At 56.5% G+C, this 20004-nt stretch carries 21 protein-coding genes and 3 tRNA genes; 18 read left to right on the top strand and 6 right to left on the bottom strand.

The window, feature by feature from the left end:
* Window positions 1–16 precede the first annotated feature (16 nt).
* The 7 genes from FJY67_06670 (at window position 17) to FJY67_06640 (ending at window position 7451) form a co-directional block, all read left to right on the top strand.
* A complete protein-coding gene (locus FJY67_06670) occupies window positions 17–379 on the top strand; it encodes a hypothetical protein (protein MBM3329139.1) in 363 nt (120 codons plus the stop codon).
* Window positions 380–444: 65 nt separating this feature from the next.
* Entirely contained in the window at window positions 445–2586 is a 2142-nt protein-coding gene (locus FJY67_06665) for an ATP-dependent DNA helicase RecG (GenBank protein ID MBM3329138.1), read from the top strand.
* Window positions 2587–2941: 355 nt separating this feature from the next.
* Window positions 2942–3032: transfer RNA gene (locus FJY67_06660), tRNA-Ser, on the top strand.
* 583 nt (window positions 3033–3615) lie between these two features.
* Window positions 3616–4596 carry a hypothetical protein gene (locus tag FJY67_06655; GenBank protein ID MBM3329137.1) on the top strand — a complete coding sequence of 327 codons (981 nt, stop codon included), beginning with the start codon at window positions 3616–3618 and terminating at the stop codon, window positions 4594–4596.
* A gap of 5 nt (window positions 4597–4601) precedes the next feature.
* Window positions 4602–5504 (top strand): zinc ABC transporter substrate-binding protein, encoded by a 903-nt coding sequence (locus tag FJY67_06650; GenBank protein ID MBM3329136.1) that lies wholly within the window; start codon window positions 4602–4604, stop codon window positions 5502–5504.
* Window positions 5501–6319: a metal ABC transporter permease gene (locus tag FJY67_06645; GenBank protein ID MBM3329135.1), complete on the top strand. Its 819-nt coding sequence runs from the start codon at window positions 5501–5503 to the stop codon at window positions 6317–6319. The genes FJY67_06650 and FJY67_06645 overlap by 4 nt, the downstream gene beginning before the upstream one ends.
* 112 nt (window positions 6320–6431) lie before the next feature.
* Window positions 6432–7451: a ParB/RepB/Spo0J family partition protein gene (locus FJY67_06640; protein MBM3329134.1), complete on the top strand. Its 1020-nt coding sequence runs from the start codon at window positions 6432–6434 to the stop codon at window positions 7449–7451.
* Between the two features lie 59 nt (window positions 7452–7510).
* Here the strand turns inward: FJY67_06640 and kdsB are convergent, their stop codons facing one another.
* Genes kdsB through FJY67_06615 form a run of 5 tightly spaced genes read right to left on the bottom strand, consistent with a single transcriptional unit; the run spans window position 7511 to window position 10187 of the window.
* On the bottom strand, window positions 7511–8266 hold the full coding sequence (gene kdsB / locus FJY67_06635) for a 3-deoxy-manno-octulosonate cytidylyltransferase (GenBank protein ID MBM3329133.1): 756 nt from the start codon (window positions 8264–8266) through the stop codon (window positions 7511–7513).
* Window positions 8267–8285: 19 nt separating this feature from the next.
* Window positions 8286–8729, bottom strand: a complete 444-nt coding sequence (locus FJY67_06630) for a RidA family protein (protein MBM3329132.1) — start codon at window positions 8727–8729, stop codon at window positions 8286–8288.
* The gene (gene gatC / locus FJY67_06625) at window positions 8729–9034 is read right to left on the bottom strand and encodes an Asp-tRNA(Asn)/Glu-tRNA(Gln) amidotransferase subunit GatC (GenBank protein MBM3329131.1); all 306 of its coding nucleotides are present in this window, start codon (window positions 9032–9034) and stop codon (window positions 8729–8731) included. Before gatC ends, FJY67_06630 begins: the two co-directional genes overlap by 1 nt.
* Before the next feature lie 8 nt (window positions 9035–9042).
* Window positions 9043–9690: an MBL fold metallo-hydrolase gene (locus tag FJY67_06620; GenBank protein ID MBM3329130.1), complete on the bottom strand. Its 648-nt coding sequence runs from the start codon at window positions 9688–9690 to the stop codon at window positions 9043–9045.
* A 38-nt stretch (window positions 9691–9728) separates the two neighbouring features.
* Window positions 9729–10187 (bottom strand): hypothetical protein, encoded by a 459-nt coding sequence (locus FJY67_06615; GenBank protein MBM3329129.1) that lies wholly within the window; start codon window positions 10185–10187, stop codon window positions 9729–9731.
* Between the two features lie 11 nt (window positions 10188–10198).
* Between FJY67_06615 and FJY67_06610 the strand changes: the two genes are divergently transcribed.
* The 4 genes from FJY67_06610 (at window position 10199) to FJY67_06595 (ending at window position 12254) form a co-directional block, all read left to right on the top strand.
* On the top strand, window positions 10199–10396 hold the full coding sequence (locus FJY67_06610) for a hypothetical protein (GenBank protein ID MBM3329128.1): 198 nt from the start codon (window positions 10199–10201) through the stop codon (window positions 10394–10396).
* An 18-nt stretch (window positions 10397–10414) separates the two neighbouring features.
* Window positions 10415–10489, top strand: a tRNA-Gly gene (locus FJY67_06605).
* A 112-nt stretch (window positions 10490–10601) separates the two neighbouring features.
* Window positions 10602–11096, top strand: a complete 495-nt coding sequence (locus FJY67_06600) for a hypothetical protein (protein ID MBM3329127.1) — start codon at window positions 10602–10604, stop codon at window positions 11094–11096.
* Window positions 11097–12254 carry a T9SS type A sorting domain-containing protein gene (locus FJY67_06595; GenBank protein ID MBM3329126.1) on the top strand — a complete coding sequence of 386 codons (1158 nt, stop codon included), beginning with the start codon at window positions 11097–11099 and terminating at the stop codon, window positions 12252–12254.
* Window positions 12255–12333: 79 nt separating this feature from the next.
* On the opposite strand, the gene FJY67_06590 is transcribed toward FJY67_06595, so the two are convergent.
* A tRNA-Ser gene (locus FJY67_06590) sits at window positions 12334–12424 on the bottom strand.
* Window positions 12425–12682: 258 nt separating this feature from the next.
* Here FJY67_06590 and FJY67_06585 point away from each other — a divergent pair.
* The 7 genes from FJY67_06585 to FJY67_06555 form a co-directional block, all read left to right on the top strand.
* On the top strand, window positions 12683–13885 hold the full coding sequence (locus FJY67_06585) for a class I SAM-dependent rRNA methyltransferase (GenBank protein MBM3329125.1): 1203 nt from the start codon (window positions 12683–12685) through the stop codon (window positions 13883–13885).
* Between the two features lie 39 nt (window positions 13886–13924).
* Entirely contained in the window at window positions 13925–14596 is a 672-nt protein-coding gene (locus FJY67_06580; GenBank protein ID MBM3329124.1) for a cysteine hydrolase, read from the top strand.
* Window positions 14597–14727: 131 nt separating this feature from the next.
* The gene (locus FJY67_06575; GenBank protein ID MBM3329123.1) at window positions 14728–15930 is read left to right on the top strand and encodes an NADH-quinone oxidoreductase subunit D; all 1203 of its coding nucleotides are present in this window, start codon (window positions 14728–14730) and stop codon (window positions 15928–15930) included.
* Window positions 15931–15954: 24 nt separating this feature from the next.
* Complete coding sequence (locus FJY67_06570; protein ID MBM3329122.1) at window positions 15955–16485, top strand: DinB family protein; 531 nt, start codon at window positions 15955–15957, stop codon at window positions 16483–16485.
* Between the two features lie 74 nt (window positions 16486–16559).
* Window positions 16560–17027 (top strand): 6,7-dimethyl-8-ribityllumazine synthase, encoded by a 468-nt coding sequence (locus FJY67_06565; GenBank protein ID MBM3329121.1) that lies wholly within the window; start codon window positions 16560–16562, stop codon window positions 17025–17027.
* Between the two features lie 206 nt (window positions 17028–17233).
* Window positions 17234–18511, top strand: a complete 1278-nt coding sequence (locus FJY67_06560) for a hypothetical protein (GenBank protein ID MBM3329120.1) — start codon at window positions 17234–17236, stop codon at window positions 18509–18511.
* The coding region (locus FJY67_06555; GenBank protein ID MBM3329119.1) for a hypothetical protein at window positions 18508–20004 on the top strand (1497 nt) is incomplete at its 3' end. The genes FJY67_06560 and FJY67_06555, both read left to right, overlap by 4 nt.

The following is a 20004-nucleotide window of genomic DNA, read 5'->3' as shown; positions in this document are numbered from 1 at the left end:
CCTGCCTAAGGGCAAGGTGCGTCTTTATAAGGATAACCCCAACGGCGGGCAGGAGTTTATCGGCGAAGACCTGATCGACCATACGCCGCGCAATGAGAAAGTGCGAGTCTCGACCGGCAGCGCCTTCGACATCGTCGGTGAACGCAATCAGATCGACACCAAGCGCGGCGGACGCGAGCAAGCCTTTGAGATCAAGATTCGCAATCGCAAGAAGGAGACCGTTACAGTTACAGTTGCCGAGTCCCTTCATGGTGATTGGAGCATGCTTGAGGCGACACCCGGATGGGTGAAAAAGAGCGCAACCTTAGTCGAGTGGGAAGTCTCTGTCAAGCCCGACGAAGAACAGGTGATCACCTATCGGGTGCTATTCAATTACTGAGCATCACGAACGCATAGCATCGCCGAGTTTTTGTCTTCTTGCTTCCTTATGCCTTTGTGGCAGTTATGGGTGGTAGCCCAGGCGAATCGGCTCTCACCTGGTCCGACCCGATAGACCGGATCAAAGGGCTTGGCATTCCGCGAGCCACCTTCCTTAAAGAGCAAGGGATAGCGACGGTCGGCGAGTTGCTCCTAAGAGCGCCGATTCGCTTCATCGACCGACGCATTTCACCCCCCTTCAATTCCTTGGTCAGCCCTCCCGCGCACGAAATCACCGCCATAGGCCGGATCGAATCGGTTGGGGAGAAGTTTCCCCGCCGCCCGCGGGACACTTATGCAACTTCAGGACGACCTAACTTTGGCAAGAAGCGGCTCATTTGCATCATATCCGACGGAACCGGGACGCTGCAAGGTGTCTGGTTCGGCGAATATCGTTACTATCTGTCCGAACTGACGCCAGGCCGTCTGGTCGCATTCAGCGGACAAGTCAAGTTCTTCGACGGCCCGCAGATTGTCCACCCGAAGGTAACCTACCTTGACGACGATGTCGATTTGACCAGCCGGACCGGATTGGTGCCGGTCTATCCCTCCGGAGCCGAATGGGAGCGCGCTGGTTTGTCGCGTCGTCAATGGCCCCGTTTGATAGAGCGGGTCATCTCGATGTGGGACGGCAAGGGGCCTTATATGCCTGAGGATATCCGGATAGTCCATCATCTGGCCAATTTTACGGCGGCCGTAAGAGGCTTGCACCGGCCCGACACGCCGGAGGAATATGAAATTGCGTTAAAGAGCCTTAAGTTCGCCGAACTCTATCATCACCAGTTATTGATGGTTGCCCTGAGGCGACGAAGGCGGCGCCAGGACGCTGTCCGGCTGCCGGAGTCGGGTGAACGATGGAGCAGATTTCAGGCGCAACTTCCGTTCACGCTCTCGAAGAGTCAGACTGCAGCACTGGACGAGATAGCCTCAGACTTCGCCTCCGGGCGTCCGATGTATCGCCTCCTTCAAGGCGAGGTGGGAGCGGGTAAGACGATCGTCGCCTTCGGAGCGGCAGCCTTGGCTGCCGATGGCAACCACCAGACGGCTCTTATGGCGCCGACCGAGATCCTTGCCCGTCAGCATTATGAGAATGCGCTGAAGTTCCTCGAACCGGCCGGGCTAAAGGCAGTCCTGTTGACGGCCGGTCGCGACCCGGATGAGGTCCGCCGGGCGCTCTTCGAGACTTCAATCGGTGGCGCGGATTTGATCATTGGGACTCACGCTCTTTTGCAGCAGCGCGTGATGCCGCCGCGGCTCGGGCTGGTCGTCATCGACGAGCAGCAACGATTCGGTGTCCGGCAACGAGCACTACTGGTGGAGAAAGGCGTTCGTCCGCACGTCTTACTTATGACCGCGACGCCGATACCACGCACACTGGCACTGGCGCATTACGGCGATCTCGATCTCACCTACCTCGACCCGCCCGAGGGGTATCTACGCCGGGTGAAGACCCGCCTCGTCAACGAAGGCGCCCGCGACAAGGTGTTTGAGTGGCTGCGGGGCGAACTTGCCAAAGGCAGGCAGGCTTACTTCGTCTTCCCGGTGATTGACGAAGGACCGGCAGGCTTGCAGGCTGCTGAAGCGCGCTTCGAGCCCTATCGCCGTATAGACTTCAGCGGCATCCCGATGGCCTTGATGCACGGGCGCAAGCCGGTCGAGGAGCGCGTAGCGGCGATCGAGGCTTTTAGGCGCGGTGATGTGAGACTGCTGGCGACAACTTCGGTCATCGAAGTCGGCGTCGATGTTCCGATGGCGACGATTATGGTGATAGAGAATTCCGAGAGATTTGGGCTCGCGCAATTGCACCAGTTGCGAGGCCGGGTCGGGAGGGCGGGTCAGACGGGCGTCTGTGTGATGATAACGACAGATCAGGAGGGCGGCGATGCCTGGCGGCGGCTAAAGGTGCTGGAGACTGTATCCGATGGCCTCGCGCTGGCAGAAGAAGACCTTCGAAATCGCGGCGCGGGTGAACCGCTTGGAACCCGACAAGCCGGGGTGATGAAATTCCGGTTTGCCGACTTGACGATCGACTATGACCTGCTGTTGTCCGCGCATCAAGCGGCTGAAGAGACGCTTGACCGGTGGAACGACCTTTCGCCTTTCCCGGAACTGCGCGAGTTGCTTCGAAGAGAATACCGGTCCCGCCCGCGGACAATACTGGCAGGATGACGTGAGTGAAGAATGAAGAGGCGGTAGTTCAGGCTTCACTACTTGATGCAGATTGTTCTTGTGTCTCCCCCCTGCTTTGAGGGGGGGAATTCTGGGCTGCCCTCTTACCCCCCCGTAGTCCCCCCGCAAGGCAGGGGACGAGACAAGATGATATTGCACCCATTGATAGCAGGCTGGCTGCTGGCTCCCGTCTTATGAGAGGGACTACAGGTTGATTCCGGCGCTCCCGAGCCTTATATTGTTCGTTCACTGCGCCGGACTGAGGATGCTAATGCTAATGCTGGCGTGGCCGGACCAGACTATCTGATCCTTTATCCTATATCCTTTATCCATATCCTTCGTCCTTCATCCTCCCGGAGGGGTGCCTGAGCGGCCGAAAGGGGCGGCCTCGAAAGCCGTTGTGGGGCTTGTCTTCACCGGGGGTTCGAATCCCTCCCCCTCCGCAAGGGTGAAGGATAAAGGATAAAGGCGGCAGGTAAGAAAGCCGGTGAACTTCAGCCGGGACACCATATTGGACTAGAGACCTCGATCACCGCCAAAGATGACATACTGAGACGACTCGCTGCGCTGATCGTCGTGATCGCGATGATTGGCGCATTACCGGCTGACGCCTTCCATTACCATTCCCTGGGGTTGGAGGACCGCCCGCTTCTTGCCGAACACCCATCAAGTGGTGCGGCCGACTGCCATATTGACCGCTTCCTCACTTCGCAGCATTTCGACGTTTCGCATGCAGGATCGCCGGCTGGCGTCTTGCGACCTTTCAATTCAACCCTCCCCCCTGAAACTGCCATTCCATGCGGCATCGCAGCCGAACGCTGCGAGCCGGCGCGCGCTCCTCCTGTCTCCTAACTGACCACCCGCATCTTGATTGCGCCGTGATTGCCAGAACCGACCGGCGGTCACGGTTCTATGCAACAACCTTCAGACCATTTAGGAGACTTTCTGATGGGAAACCATTTCTCGTGGAAGAGGATTGGCCTCTTCGTGCTCGCTTGCCTCTCAAGCGTGTCTTCTTCTTTCGGCGGTGTGACGAACCCTAACATCTCGGTATTGGGGACGACGGTCGTTGAACTGTCGGAAGCGGCCGACGATACCGACTCCGGTCGCCCGCGCCTCCGCTTTGACGAGGCCGAATTCGTCTTCGACGACTACCTCAATCCCTTTGCGAAGGGGGTCTTCATTGCTGCACTTTCCGAGGAAGGCGCGGAACTTGAGGAAGCCTACTTCGAGATCGTCCGGGGACTTCCGGCCGGGCTGGGACTTCGGGCTGGCAAATATCGACTCGATTTCGGACGGCTCAATAGTGTGCACCCCCACTTCTACAACTTCCCGGACCGGCCCCGGGTGCTCGAAGCCCTTTTGCCTGGCGAGGAGTCGATGAACGACGTCGGCGTTACGCTCTCACATCTATTTGCAGCACCTGGCGGCATCGCTTCAACGTTGTCGCTTACGGTCGTGAGCGGATCGACCTTTCGGAGCGAGGATGCGGCATCCGAAGAGTCTCGATTGGGGTGGACCGGCAGATGGCGCAACTTCATTCCGATAGGTCATCGCAGCGCTGTCGAAGTTGGGATGTCGGCGGGTGAAGGCGTGAGCGATCCGGTTGGTAAACTCCGGACGCGACTTTTTGGACTTGACCTAAAAGCGAAACTATGGACTTCCACCAACAGCAATCTCACCCTATTGGGCGAATGGATCGATCGCCGGCAGGATAGGGTGGAAATCGGCGTCAGTGTGGAAGAAAGTTCCGGCGGATATGCGGCGATTGAGTATGCCTGGACTCGGCGAACTTATACCGGACTGAAGGCTGAGCGCCTTGAATCTGACGATGATGCGATTCCCCGTGAAGCGCGGCTCGGTTTCTATGGCGGATCCGCTATTCTCGAAGAGAGCACCGTCCTGCGTGCGATGATCGAACGCGTCGTGTTGCAAGGCAGCAGTGCCTACAATCGTTATCTGCTTCAGGCGGTCTTTTCGATGGGACCTCATAAACCACACCAGTTTTAGAGGCGATGATGAAAAAGCAATACAATACACTTCTCATGATAGGTAGTATGACTAGTCTGTTACTGTTGGCCGTCCAGGTCGAAGGCAAGGTTCGAGTGGTTGCATCGATTCCGGATCTCGCTTCAATCGCTGCATACATTGGCACGGAGCGGATCGACGCAGCGACTATTGCCCGAGGCTCGGACGATCCTCACACGGTCGAACTGCTCCCCTCGCATATGCTCAAGGTTGCCAGATCTGACATTTATCTAAAGGTGGGTCTCGGTCTTGACCAATGGGCTGACGGGATTATCGACGGATCACGCAACGGGCGGCTGGTGGTGGTCGATTGCTCACAGGGAATCGAGACATTGGAAAAGTCCGCTGGACGGGTATCGGCGGAGATGGGCGATGTCCATCCCTTTGGCAATCCGCATTATTGGCTCGATCCGTCGCGCGGTGCTCAAGTTGCCGCGACGATCGCTTCGGCATTGGCGAAGGTCGATCCCCCGGGTGGCGAACACTACTTTATCCGGCTTGCCGCATTTCAAGAGGAAACAGACCGCCGAAAAGTAGAGTGGCAACGGCAACTGCTTTCTACGCCGAGCCTTCAGTTGTTGACCTATCACCAGTCGTGGGTCTATTTGGCTGCGGCATTCAACCTTGAGATAGTCGGTGTTGTCGAGCCTTATCCCGGCATCCCGCCGACGGCGTCGCACCTTGAGAAGTTGATTGACCTTGTCACGACAAACAAGGTCGGATTGCTCTTGCAGGAGCCGTTTTATCCCGCGGATGCCGGCAGGTTCCTGGCGCGGCGAGCGGGTATGAGGATCCTGATAGCGTCACCGTCCTGCGGCGGCATCAGCCCGGACGACTACTTTGATCATATAGATCAAATCGTCGGCGGGATAGCAGGAGATGTCCGGTGACGACACTCATCGAAGCCTTACCGTTGGTTGGAACAGCGCTCGCAGCAGCGCTTGTTCTCGGCGGGATGCATTCCTATCTCGGATTCCACATTGTCCGGCGGGGAGTGATCTTCGTTGACTTGGCAATGGCTCAGATGGCAGCGTTAGGAGTTGCTGCAGGGCTGGTCCTTGGCTGGGGTGGTGAAGGACTATCCGGCTATGCCCTCGCCCTCGCTTCGACACTTGTGGGGGCATTAGTGATTGCGTTCTTACGTCGGGCGGCCGATAGCGTGCCGCTTGAGGCTTATATTGGGATCGTCTTTGTTTCAGCACAGGCATTGGCGATCATGCTGCTCTCGCGCACTCCCGGCGGTACCGAGCACCTAAGAGAGGCGCTCATCGGGATGCTCCTGACGGTCTCCCCTAAGCAACTTGCCACTACGGCTTTGATTTATCTTGTCATAGGAGTGGTTCACTTTCTTTTAAGGAAGCGTTTTCTTCTGGTGACCGTCCATCCCGTCGAATCACTGCAGAAAGGTATGAACCTGTTCTATTGGGATTTGCTTTTTTACAGCCTTTTCGGATTAGTGGTGACGTTGGCCGTGCGAATGGCGGGAATACTGCTTGTCTTTGGGTTGTTGGTCATACCGGCATCGGCGGGTATCCTTCTATCCGATCGGACTGGAGTCCGGCTTGCAATAGGATGGGTATTCTCGGCACTCACTACCCTTGTAGGGATCGTTGCAGCCTTGAGGCTTGACTTGCCGCTCGCTCCGGCTATATTGCTGGCAATGACTGCCGGATTGGGAGTGGTGGGGCTGATTCGAAAGAGATAACCAGCGAGTAATGAACGCGTCCCTGAGAGACGATTTTGCGACTCTTAGGAAAGTGGATATCCCAAGTTTCAAACGATGCAAATCGCCCTAGACGCTTGACTACAAATAGCATATTGCCTATAATATCTTTCCTCAAGATTCCATCAGGGTGCATCAGGAGCCAGAAGAGGTGGGAGTTTCTGGTCAAGGTTGTCACCCGACGGATCGCATAGTAAACGCAGTTAGGAGATCATTGGACGAGCAAGACATTCTGCCGGTTGGCGGGATATCTCCGGCAGATCTAGAGACGGAAGAGATAGTGTCGCGGGAGGAGGGCCCGGCTGAAGTAGAGGTAGTCACAAAGCCGACCGGCCTTGACAACGCGCAGTTATTGCCGATCGGCTACGTCTATCCCAATCCTCATCAGTTGCGTTCCAGTATAGAGGAGGAGGGGCTGGAAGAACTTGCGGCGTCGATAGGCGACATCGGGATTCTTGAGCCGCTCCTCGTCTATAAGAAGGGGCGTAAGCGGTATCTCCTCATCGCCGGGCATCGCCGACTGGCGGCGGCACAGCGCGCCGGTCTAAACAGCGTTCCGTGCATTGTCGTCGATCTGAGCGAAGATGAAGTCCTTCATTACTCACTCATTGAGAACCTGCAGCGGGCCGACCTTACACCATTCGAAGAAGCGTTCGCGATCAAGCATTTGATCGACCAGACCGGAATGACCTATCGCGAAATGGCTGCCCGGATTGGAAAGTCAGCAGGCTTCATTTCCGATCGATTGGCGCTTTTAACGCTGCCCAAGGATATTCAGGAAGCGGTGGCCGAGGGAAAACTATCCTTGAGGAAGGCGCTGGCGCTATCGGAGATACCGGTGGAGCGAGTCCGGTTGAAACTGATGGAGCAAGGTGCGGGGGGGGGCATCGAGCAATTCAAGCAACTGATTCAGCGCGAGATAGATAAGCGTCAAAGAAAGCGCAAGCCTTATGAGAAATGGGACCTGCTGCCGGAACTGCGTGAATATGCCAGGTCGCGCGAGGAGGTGCACATCTTCAAGGACCGGATCAGTTTGCGCTACGAATCGCCGGAAAGTCTGAAGCAGTTGCTTGCCGAATTGATCGATCTTCTACGAGAATCGGGGGTGGAATGACCACGTCTCATCATTGAGACCAGGGGAATGGGCAAGTTCACTCCGGATCTATTTCCAGATTATGACCTCAAACGGCTTCGCACCTTTTCGAGGTCTTCCTCGGTGTTCACTTCCTGACCGGCACTTTCCACTATCGCGACGGCGAACCTAACGCCATCCTCTAGAAGACGCAACTGTTCGAGCCGTTCGGCGTTCTCCAGCGCTGAGGGCGGCAGTGCGGCAAATCGTTCCAAAGCCCACGCCCGATAAGCATAGAGACCCATATGGCGGTAAGATCGTGGTGTGCCGTCCGAGGCGCGAGATGAAACGTAGTGAGGTATGGGCGAACGCGAAAAGTAGAGAGCGCGAGATTGGGCATCGAGCACGACTTTGACTACAGTTGGTGAGAGGTAATCCGACTCGACTGTAATGGGAGTGACTGCGGTGCCAACACCGGCATCTTTATCGCTTAAAAGCGTCCCGATCGTCGCATCGATGGTCCCGGGGTCAATCTGCGGTTCATCACCCTGAATGTTGAGAACGATATCATCACCCGCATATTCCGCGATTCGCCGCGCGGTTAGTTGGTAAGCCCTCCAGACCCGATCCGACCCACTCTGGACATCCTCGAAAACCTCCACCACCTCAGCGCCCCAGGAGCGTGCTGCAGAGGCGATTTGATCATCGCCTGCAGCAATAACCAGCCGGTCGATCCGAGTTGCCAGTCGGGCATGATTCCAGGTATGCCAGAGAAGCGGCTCTCCACCGATGTCGAGGAGCATCTTGCCGGGGAGGCGGGTTGAGGCGATGCGTGCGGGGATGATGCCGAGGATCATCGTTGAGGGTGGAGTCGCTTCAGGTTCGATTAGTCAGATGGTAAGGCTCTCCGGTCACGGCATCTACTTCAATCTCCACCAAAAGTCCGGGTGAGATAAGTCTCTTGACTTCAACCATTGTCGCTGCCGGGCGGATATTACCAAAGAACTCCTGGTGGGCACGACCGACCTCCTTCCAGGTTGAGATGTCGGTGACGAACATTCGCGTTCGGACTACGTCGGTCCTGGAAGATCCGGCTTCAGACAGCGCCTGATCTATCTTTCGCAGTGCGCACAGGGTTTGCACATAGACGTCACCTTCACCAACCACATTGCCGAATTCGTCCGTAGCCGTAGTCCCCGAAACGAACACCAGCCCCCCTATACTCACCGCACGGCTATAGCCTATTATAGGCTCCCAGGGTGAACCGGATGAGATGTTCCTTCGCTGAGGATTCAAGTGGCTGTCACCATTAACATTCATCACTTCTCAATCACCTTCGGCACCAGGAAGTAGTCGTCTTTACGCGCTGGAGCATTCTTTAGGGCAGTCCCGGTGGGGAGCGATGGAACAGGCTCATCGTCGCCGAGGACGGTCGTCTGACCGAAGACATGATGAAGCGGCTCGACACCCGCGGTATCGAGTTCACTCAACTGACCGATGAAATCAACGATCTGGGACATTTCACGGGAGAGGCGCTCGGCCTCTTCAGCCGATGGGCAGAGTCTGGCCAGATCGGCGATATGCACTACCTGATCCTTGGTGACGTGTGAAGTCTCGTCTGCCAATCGTTCGCTCACCGCAAGGGATCGAGAATGACCACCTCACATGGTGCAAGACTTTTGAACCGTTCGGCATCGGCCCGGCTTCCGACAACGTCAGGATCGCCGTAATGCATCGGGATGGCGACTTTTGGATTCAGCATCCGGACGGCATCGACAGCCGTAACCGGATCCATTACATAGGTACCAGAAACCGGCAGAAGAACGACATCGCATGAAAAGTCTCGCATATGAGGGAAGGCATCGCAATCGCCGGTCTGATAGGCTTTAACACCATCCAGGTCGAGGATGTAGCCGACGTGCCCCATTTCCCGTGTGTGGAAGGACTTATCAGTGTTGTAAGCAGCGGTTACATAGAGATCGAGACCTTCGTAGCGGAGTTTGGTGTAGGGCAGGACATACCGGTCAGCCGTTGGGAACTTTAACCGGCAGCATTCCGGCATGATCACTTTTCCACCTTTTTTCAGCGCCTTTCTGATGTCCGGTGCCGAGAGGTGGTCGTAATGGTCATGGGTTACCAGAACGAAGTCGCCGTCACCGCCGATACCGGCGGGGAGTTTCCAAGGATCGGTGTAGATAACCCGTCCGGCGTTTTCGATTCGAAAACTGGCATGCCCGATCCAAGTGATACCGGAGAGGAGAGACTTGATCTTGTCGTCCATTGAAAGCCCTGAATGTTACTCTGTCATTGAACCTAACTTCAGGTAAGCCCGACCAGGAGCATCTTGTTCTCAGCGGGATTATCCTGATAGAGGTAGTAGATCTCACGCGGCTCCATCGTCCGGCGGGAATAGACCCGCTCCTTCAGACGCTCGACGCCGCGAGCCAAGGTCGAAGGCCCGCCATAGTGGACGATAGAATCGACGTTGGTCGGGATGTCGTAGGTGAAGACCTGCGAATCGAGCGCTTCAGGCTTTTCAATCTCGACCATCGCCCGGGCCTTCACTTTGCCGACCTGAATGAAGACCATCGGGTTCTTGATCTTGTGTCCGGCCGTCCGGACGTCGCGGTTCAGTTGCTCGAGTTTTCCGGGGAGTCCGATAGGCAACCCGAGGAGGTTGAGATAGGTGGTGAAGTAAAAGGTCTTGCCGGTCCAGTCGAATTCCTTACGGTCCCAGGCGCTGTCGTCGATAGCCCGGGTGAGGCTTGAGGGAGGCACAGACGTCTCCAGTGGGTTCAGGGTTTAGAAACTCGCGATTCAAGGAGGAGGTGATCCGGTCGTCGGCCGGCTGCCCGGCAAATCGTCCCGACACCTCACTTATGTATAATTTAGCAAGAGAAACCGGTCTGCGCACTATCGCCGACTACTTCTGCGCGGCTTCGCTCGAGTTGCTTGACATGCGACAGACGCAAGCCTATATTTCATAAGTTGGATTATCTCACCAAGCGGCTGTGACGCAATGGTAGCGTACCAGCTTCCCAAGCTGGATGTTGCCGGTTCGAGCCCGGTCAGCCGCTCCGTTAGGATGAAGGATGAAAGTCGAAGGATGAAGTGCCCGATCCACCTCGCCGTAAGATCGACGATTGGTAAGGTGAATCGGGGTTAAGCCCGCAATGTTTTCCGGAGGCTAATATGTCCCGGTTCCCACTCCCCGCAGTCTTACTCCTTTCGCTCGCCGTAATCGGCGAACCCCACGCCCGCATCCTCAACGTCCCGGACGACTTCGAATCGATTCAAGCCGCCCTCGACGCAGCCGAATCCGGCGACACCGTCCTCGTTGCTCCGGGTGAATATCGCCCCGCCAACCTCAACTTTCCCAACCGCCGCATCGTGCTGGCGGGGACCTACCTGCTCGATCCCGACGAGCGCCTGATCGACCAAACTGTCTTGAACGGCGACGAAATGGGACGGGTCATCGCATTTGGCAGAGGAGCGCCATCCGGGACCAAGGTGGTCGGCTTCACCATTCAAAACGGCGTTTCGCTACGGGATGCCGGCGGCGGAATATGGGAGAATACCGGCTCGCTGGTCTGGCCACCGAACATCCTGATCGAGCATTGCCAGTTTCAGGACAACTTCGCATTCGAGGGCGGCGCGCTTTTCGGCAGTTTTCACTTGCGCAATTGAGTGATAATCAATAATCAAGCGTCTTTTGGTGGGGCGCTGGCAGTCCTTCACGGCGCCCGGATGCTGGTCGAGAACTGCCTCATCATGGGCAATACTGCCATAAGTTACGGCGGCGTCGCCTATGGCCGCGACCGGGCGCGCATCGATTTCGTCAACTGCACGATATACGGCAACCGGGCTGAGGAGGGCGGGGGAGCCATTGCAGCAAGTTTCGGCTTTTCGCCCTTGTTCAAGAACTCTATCCTCTGGAACAATGGCGCCGGACAAATCTACTGCGTTCCCTCCGGCAATGGCTGGCCGTCTATCTACGCGCTCTATTCGGACATCGAAGGCGGCCGGGACGCCGTGGACCTGAACGGTGGGAATGACCTGGTCGAGCGATGGGATGAGATTCTGAATGCCGATCCGCGCTTCGTCGATCCGGACGAGGACGACTTCCATCTCCGCGCCAATTCCCCCTGCATCGACGCCGGTGACCCCGATTCACCGCGCGATCCCGACGGCACCCGCGCCGATATGGGGGCTTACCCATTCCATCAGAGAGACATTGACGTGCCGACTGAGGTGATCGTCTTTCCACCCACTCTTTACGGCCAGTCGTCAATGAGAAGTCTTGAAGTGTCGAATATAGGCTGGACACCTCTTGAAATCGACAGCATCTACTTGGAGATTGTCGCAACAATTGAAATCGACTCTATACCTCGATTGCCGTTCAATCTTGGGCCAGGTGAGTCTTTTACTCTTGACTTCACTTTCCATCCTCTTCCCGTTGAGGCGCTTTGGAATGTTGTAAACATTGAATCCGACGACCCTGACGAACCGATTGTACGAGTTGGGCTGCGTGGCGAGGTCATTGAAAGCGTTGAGGGGGATTCACCACTCGCGCCCACCCTTTCGCTGTCGGCATTCCCCAACCCGTTCAATTCTGCAATGACAATCGAATTCGACGTGCCAGTCTCTATGGCAGGAAAGATAATGGACATGCGCGTTGTAGACCTGGCAGGGCGAATCATGGAGAATCTAACACCAACTAGTCGGCTGGAGGCGGGGAGGCACCTATTGAATTGGGACGCCAATAGGATCCCCGCGGGTTTCTACCTAATCCAGTTAGAGATCGGAGGGCATGCGTTGCAGAGAAAGGTGGTATTGTTGAAGTGAGCAAAAGGGCAAGTGAACAAGTGAATACTCCCTCCCGGTTGCTTGCCTACTTGTCCACTTGCCTGCTTGCTCACTAAAGTCGCGGAGAGGGCGGGATTCGAACCCGCGGTAGAGTTGTGCCCTACACACGCTTTCCAAGCGTGCGCCTTCGGCCGCTCGGCCACCTCTCCGATGACCAATGTCTAATGCCTAATAAGATACGCGACGAGCCCCGGACATACAACCTCGGCCTGCTTAAGCCCGCCGGAACCTGCAACATTTCAGCCCTTCGACGTCTGCCCCTTTAGATAGTTGCCCTCCATTGCTTCAGGTTCCTACCTTAATTGGTTCCTTGTCGTTGACTTTCGTCGCGGCAAACTTCTCTCCCTTCCATTGATCGCCGGCTGTTGATCATTGGTCATCAGTCCTTAGTTATTGGTCATTAGTCATTGAATTACAACACGCTCCACCTCAAGCCGGAAAAGCATCTTCGCATCGCCGCCGGGCACCTCTGGGCCTTCGCCGGTGAGATTCGCGAGAGCCTGAAAGATCTTCCGCCCGGCTCCGCGGTGTCGCTCTGCGAGTCTCGTGGGCGGCTCCTCGGACGCGGCTATGTCAACCCGCACTCGCTCATCGCCGTCCGGCTTCTGACGCGTGGCGAAGAAGCGTGGGATGAGGGTCTCTTTAGGCGTCGGATAGCAAATGCGCTGGAGTATCGCCGGATCCGGTTGGGAGGAGGTGACGACCTGTCGGGTCGTGCCTATCGACTGATCTATTCCGAGTCGGACGGTCTACCGGGTCTTGTCGTCGATCACTATGCCGGCCATTTGGTCCTCCAGTCCCTCACCGCCGGGATAGAAGCAAGGCTGGGTGAAGTCGTAGCGGCACTGGAAGCGGTTATTGAACCACAGAGCATCTTTTTGAAGGGCCAGAGTCCCTATCGCCGATTGGAAGGCCTCCCCGAAGCGGATCGTCAACTGACCGGAACGACGCACGCGGAGATCCAGTTTAGTGAAGGGAGGTTGACTCTTTCGGCGCATCCGCTTGACGGGCAGAAGACCGGCTTCTATCTTGACCAGTTTGCCAACCGGCAATTGCTAACCGACCGCTTCATTAGCCCCGGCTCCAGGGTGCTCGATCTTTACTCCTATACCGGCGCATGGGGGCTGTCGGCAGTTGCTGCTGGAGCCGGGGAAGCAGTCATGGTCGATTCTTCGGGCAGGGCGATCTCCTGGGGGATGGAGGATGCCCGTCGAAACGGTCTTTCAGACCGGGCACTCTTCGTTGAGGCCGATGTAGAGATTTTTCTCAAGGATGCGGCATCACGTGGCAGCCGGTGGGATGTGGTCATCCTCGATCCGCCGGCATTGATACCGAACCGGAGTGCAGTCGCCGCCGGGAGAAGAGCCTACCTGGCGCTCAATCGGGCGGCTGTAAAAGTCGTTGCGCCGGGGGGGATGCTGGTTACTTGTTCATGTTCGCACTTGATGACACGGGAGATGCACCTTGCCGTGATAGGTGAGGCTGCAGCCCGCGAAAGCCGTCGAATACGGCTTGCGGCCGCCGGAGGCCATTCGCCCGATCACCCGATCCTGCCGGGTCACCCTGAGACCGAATATCTGAAGTGCTGGTTCGTTTCCGTCGAGACCTAAGGTCACCCAATAATCATCAACATCTCTTAAGAGGAACGAATGTCCCCTTACGTATCGCGCGACAATCTCAACGAACGAACCTCCGACTGGCTCGGCCGGATCGCGCCCTTCAATTCTCACGACTTTGCCCTCGCCGACCGTTCGGCGCTGATGGTGATCGATATGCAGACCTTCTTCCTGACTCCCGGTTCACCGACATTCACTGAAGGCGGCCCGGCGGTGATGGGTAACGTCCGGCAGCTTATCGATGCCTTTCGCCAGGCGAACCGGCCGGTTATCTATACCCGTCACGTCCACGATGCAGCGCTCAACGACGCCGGCATCATGGGCTGGTGGTGGCAGGGAATGTGCGTCGATGGGACGCCGGAGTCGGAGGTGCATCCTGACATCGCACCGCTGCCCGGTGAAAAGGTCGTCGCAAAACACCGCTACTCGGCATTCTACAACACCGACCTCGAGACTGTCCTGCGCGTCTTGAAGGTCGAAGACCTCGTAATCTGCGGCATCATGACCAACATGTGCTGCGAATCGACAGCCCGCGACGCCTACTACCGCGATTACCGGGTTCATTTTCTTGCCGATGCGACCGGCTCGATCTGCGAGGAGATGCACCTGGCAAGTTTGCTCAATCTCGCGCTCGGATTCGCCCGGATTACGACCACCGGGAAGATTCTGAAAGAAGTCGAGGCACTTGCCGCCGTTGCGGCATAGGACTACCCTTTCGAAGTAGCAAGCCTCCCGTTGAAAGAGTTGCACCTCGCGCGCTTTCGGCGGGAGGCTTGGCTTTGAATAGGGTCAGGCTTATATTGAAACAATCGTCTTCGATATCGACCCCGCACCGAATGACCACCACCCGTGAAATGATCCTCCCGGCCAGCGGCAATATGGCACTGGCGATGGGACCGAGCCACCCGGCGATGCACGGCATCGTCCGCATTAACCTTGAACTCGATGGCGAAGTGATCGTCAACGCCTCGGTTGACATCGGATTTTTGCACCGCGCCTTTGAGAAGATGGTCGAGCGCCACCCGTGGAACCAGGCGATCGTCTATACCGACCGCCTCAACTACGTTTCGGCGATGATCAACAATGTCGGTTACTGCCTCGCGGTAGAGAAACTGCTCGACGTTGAAGTGCCGGAGCGCGGCGTTTATCTGCGCGTCATCATGTCCGAGTTGTCGAGAGTAGCCGACCACCTCACCTGTGTCGGAGCGCAGGTGATGGAGACGGGCGCCATGACCGCCTTCCTCTACGCGATGAAGGCGCGGGAGTGGATTTGGGAAATCGTCGAGATGGCTTGTGGAGCGCGAGTAACGACGAACTGGACGCGGGTCGGCGGGCTAATGGCAGATGTTCCCTCGGAGTTCCCCGACGCCGTTCGGACGCGCATTCCGAAGGTGAGGGAAGTGATCAAGGAACTCGACAAATTGATTACCAAGAACCGCATCTTCATCGACCGCTATCGCAACGTCGGGACGATGCCCAGGGAGGATGCGGTATCCTGGGGATTCACCGGACCGCTCCTGCGGGCATCGGGAGTGGCATTCGATGTCCGGCGCGACCAGCCCTATCTGAACTACGACGAATTCGACTTCGACATTCCGGTCGGCACCATCGGCGACGTCTATGACCGCTATATGGTGCGCCTCTACGAGATGGAGCAGTCCCTCCGTATTGTCGATCAGGCGCTCGACCGCCTGCCAGGTGGACCGGTTTCCACTGACGACAAGCACATCACCCTGCCCGACAAGGTCGATGTCTATGGCAACATTGAGGGCCTTATGCACCAGTTCAAGTTGATCATGGACGGGCATGGCATTCAGCCGCCGCCGGGTGAGGTCTATCAAGCCGTTGAGGGCGCCAATGGCGAATTGGGTTTCTACGTTATATCTACAGGCACCGACACCCCTTACAAATGCCGCTGCCGACCGCCTTGCTTCCCGCTGGTGGCTGCGATGCCCCGAATGATCATCGGTCAAATGATTTCGGACGTAATTCCGATCTTCGGATCGGTCAATATGATCGGCGGGGAGTTGGATCGTTAGACAAACTGTCGCGTAGTCAAATCAATGATAAACGTTCTCGCTGAAGCCCTCACTATTCTGCCTCGCACCCCGGTGCTTTTCGATGGATTATTGCGCCACCTTCCGGAGGAGGTCGTCCGCGCCACTGAAGGTCCTGAGACCTGGAGCGCTTTCGACGTAATCGGGCATTTAAACTATGCTGAACGTGCATCCTGGCGGCAGCGCATATCGATGATCCTCGAAACTGGAGAGGGTTCGACCTTCCCGCAGTTCGACCGGGAAGCGCAATTTCGCGAGTCTTCAGGGAAGTCGATGGACGACTTGCTCGATGACTTCCTGACATTACGGTCGGGGAATGTATCCTGGTTAACCGGACTCGACTTAGCGGAGGCAGACCTGTCACGCACCGGAACGCATCCGTCGTTCGGGCGTGTAACGCTTGGCAACCTGATCGCCACCTGGCCGGCGCACGATTTGACGCATGTTTTTCAGGTCGTGCGGGTGATAGGGAAGAGGTTCAAGGAGCCGATGGGGCCCTGGACGGTTTATAACCGTCTGGTAGGGATCGAGGTCTGATCGCTGGAATATCTCAAGATGCATTAAAGCATTAGATCATAAACAAATACTTCTAATCTAAGGACCCTGCCTGAATGAATACAACTTCACTTGAGGGTCAACTCTCATCGCGAGGCTTGCATTTCGCGCTGCTTGTCAGCCGGTTCAACGATTTCATAGGCCAGAGGCTGTTGGAAGGTGCGATCGATTGCATCGAACGACACGGGGATGGTGAAGCGCATTGCACAGTGATTAAAGTGCCGGGCGCTTTCGACATTCCAGCGACGGCATTCAAGTTGGCGTCGTCCGGCAAATATGACGCAGTTGTCTGTCTCGGTGCGGTTATTCGGGGCGCGACGCCGCACTTCGATTATGTAGCAGCAGAAGTGGCCAAAGGCGTGGCACAGGTCGCAATGCAGGGGAGGGTTCCGGTTACCTTTGGGGTCTTGACCACTGACACCATCGAGCAAGCCGTCGAACGAGCCGGCACCAAATCGGGCAACAAGGGCTGGGACGCGGCGCTTGCCGCTATCGAACTCGCCAATCTCTGGAAGTCTCTCTGACAATTCGGAAGTCCCGCACGTTTGCCTTAGTTACCGCTGCCGGGAGCCTGCTCTATCTCGCCCTCCAGTGGCCGCTCATCGGTTTTATTGCTGATGACGCCTTCATCCATCTCACCTTCGCCCGCAACCTTGCAGAGGGTCATGGCTTTGCCTTTAACCCGGGAGAACCGTCCTATGGCATAACAGCGCCACTTTGGACACTGCTGTTGGCACTCGCTGCGCGTTTCGTCGAGCCGGGGCTGATCCTCGTGAAGAGTGCATCCATCATGTCCGGGCTTCTGACGATTCCGGTCTTCTACAAGTTTAGCCGGATTGTTGGACTTGAGGAGCGCTTTTCAGTTTCGGCAACGTTAGTCTGGGCAGTCAACATCTGGCTGGCACGCTGGTCGGCATCCGGGATGGAAGCAACGTTGGCAGTGTTACTCCTGCTTCTTACAGCCAGGTTCCATCTTGAGAGGCGGACGATTGCAGCGGGTTTTTGCGCCGGGCTCACTATGCTGACAAGGCCGGAGTTGTTGGGTGTCATCCTACTATTTGCGCTTGACAGATGGCGCTCCGAGTCCATTCGTAATGCATTGATATTTATAGGCATAAGTCTTTTAGTCACCCTCCCCTGGCACATCTATGCGGGACTTACTTTTGGGACACTAATCCCCAACCCGGCACGAATCAAGACCGATGCGGTGCTGCCATCGTTGTTTGACTTTTTTGTGATAGTGAAGCGCACCTTAGCCATATTCATAGCCGGACACGGGATCGAAATCGTGTTGGGCGCAGTAGTCCTGTGGATGCTGATTAAGGGAAAGTGGAGTGCGACTGTACAAACAACACGGCTTGCGGCACTAGTTGTCTGTTGGGCACTGATACCGGCTGCCTTTTATGCTGCCCGGGGGGTATTCGTTCAATCGAGGTATCTGTTGGTATGCCTGCCGCCGCTTCTTATAGGAGGATTTGGAGCATTGCAATTCGTCCGGAACCGTCTGCCGGCTTATAAGATCGACCGTTGGGTCATTCCCTTGACAGGTCTGATTGTCATTCAACATATGGCACTGATGTATGCCCTGGTTCTTCCTCCTACCCGTGCTTTTCGCGAGACTACCGATGCTCTTAAACAGATGGCTGCTTATGCAAACACGCAGACTCCGGCGGACGCGAGTATTGCTCTCTCCGATGTAGGCATATTCGGGTATTACGCAGACCGGCGGATCATCGACATCGAAGGTTTGGTCAGCCCGGAAGTCATACCATTCCGGATTGGACATTCTCTTGACCGGATGATCCTGGACGAACTCTACTGGCCGGCTGGAGTGCCGGACTACGTCCTTGACAAGTCTCGAGGCAGGGAGCGGTTAGCCGGGACCGGCCATTACATTCCGTTGCAGACGATGGAAGTTCATGGTGCGATGCTGGGTATGCCTTCGGAGCGATGGTTCTATACGCTATACAAGGTTGATAAAGATAATCTCTCCAAAGAGGCGCGATGAATTGCTTTATAAAGAGAGGTGTTGTAGTTGGATGTCTCCTGTTGGTGGGATTGGTTGGTGCTAAGGAATGGGACATCCTGACCGATCAGCGCAGTATTCGCGATGTTGTCTATCAGGATGGTCGATTTTGGTGTGCAACAGAGGGCGGATTAAGCGTTTTCGATCCCAATGACGGGCAATTCGACTTACTCACGATGATCGATGGTCTGGCCGGAGTGGGGATAGGTCTGATCACACAAGATGCCAGCGGAGGGCTATGGCTGGGATTCGACAATCGAATGATTCAACGATGGCTTCCGGGGAGCGGCGCGACGCACACGGTATCCTCGCTTGCCGGGGAAGCCGGTCTTTCGGCCATAAATTCGATCCAGTTGGACCAGCGTGGGATTTATGTTGGCACCAACAGGGGAATTTCCCGACTTCTATTCGTTGCCGAGCACGATCGTTGGGTGTGGTTTGAAGAATATCGTCGTCTGGGATCCGGTATCGAAGATCAGCCGGTGCGGGATATCCTCTTGCTTGACAGCGCGTTATGGGCTGCGACTCCACTTGGGGTTGCGATTGGGAATCTGACGGCCGGATCGCCGCTCAGTTCATCAGACTGGCGGGTTCACAATACCAACCACGGATTGCCGTCGGTCGATGTGCGCTCACTGGCTCGCTATCGCGGCGAGATACTAGCCGCGACCGGAGGCGGTCTTGCAGCCTGGAATGGCTCGTCCTGGCGTAGGATTGACATCCGGACCGACATCGTTCGGGTCGAAGTTCAGGGCGATACACTGTGGGCGGTAGGACGCAACGGGCTCTGGTATTGGAATGGTTCGGTGCTGGAACGCATTGGCGCCGCGCGACCAAATCTATCGGCCGGCTTGAAGGACAGCAGCGGTGAAGTGTGGATCAGTTCACTACGGACTTCGGGGAATGTCGGTGGTCTATCAAGGCTGGTTGACGGGGCATGGGTCGATCATCTCCCCAATGGGCCTTCGACCAATATGGTTTGGGCATTCGCCTTCACGCCCGACGGTGACCTTTTGCTGACCGGTGGCAGACAGGGCGGCGAGTATGGACTTTCCCGCCGAACCGGTCTGACCTGGCGCAATTGGGTAGGACCGCAACTAACCGAGCGCATCTTCTCGGCGCCGACAAGGGATATTGCCCTGGACTACGACGGAGGTATCTGGGTGGGGTCCTTCTTTGGCGGCATAGCGCGTTTTGCACCGGACGGCACCTACGCGACCTTCGATCATTCAGCCGAGACCGGAGCCAGATTGGTCGGATACGGCTTTTCCGGGGCTGAAGCGACATTAGTTCTTGCGCCGGCAGTTGAAACCGATCCTTTGGGCAATGTCTGGGTCGTCAATCGCGGCGCTTCCAATGGTCGGGTTCTGGTCTGCATTCCGCGCGACTTTATCCAGGATCCGCGACCCGAGAAGGAGTGGGTCTATTTTCATCGCTCTCAGTTTGGAAACTACCCTCATTTTGATCTTATCGCT

The organism is Calditrichota bacterium (assembly GCA_016867835.1).
In the GTDB taxonomy this organism is placed as follows: domain Bacteria; phylum Electryoneota; class AABM5-125-24; order Hatepunaeales; family Hatepunaeaceae; genus VGIQ01.
Note: the sequence above shows the minus strand (reverse complement) of the source record. Positions and strands in the feature narration are given on the sequence as shown.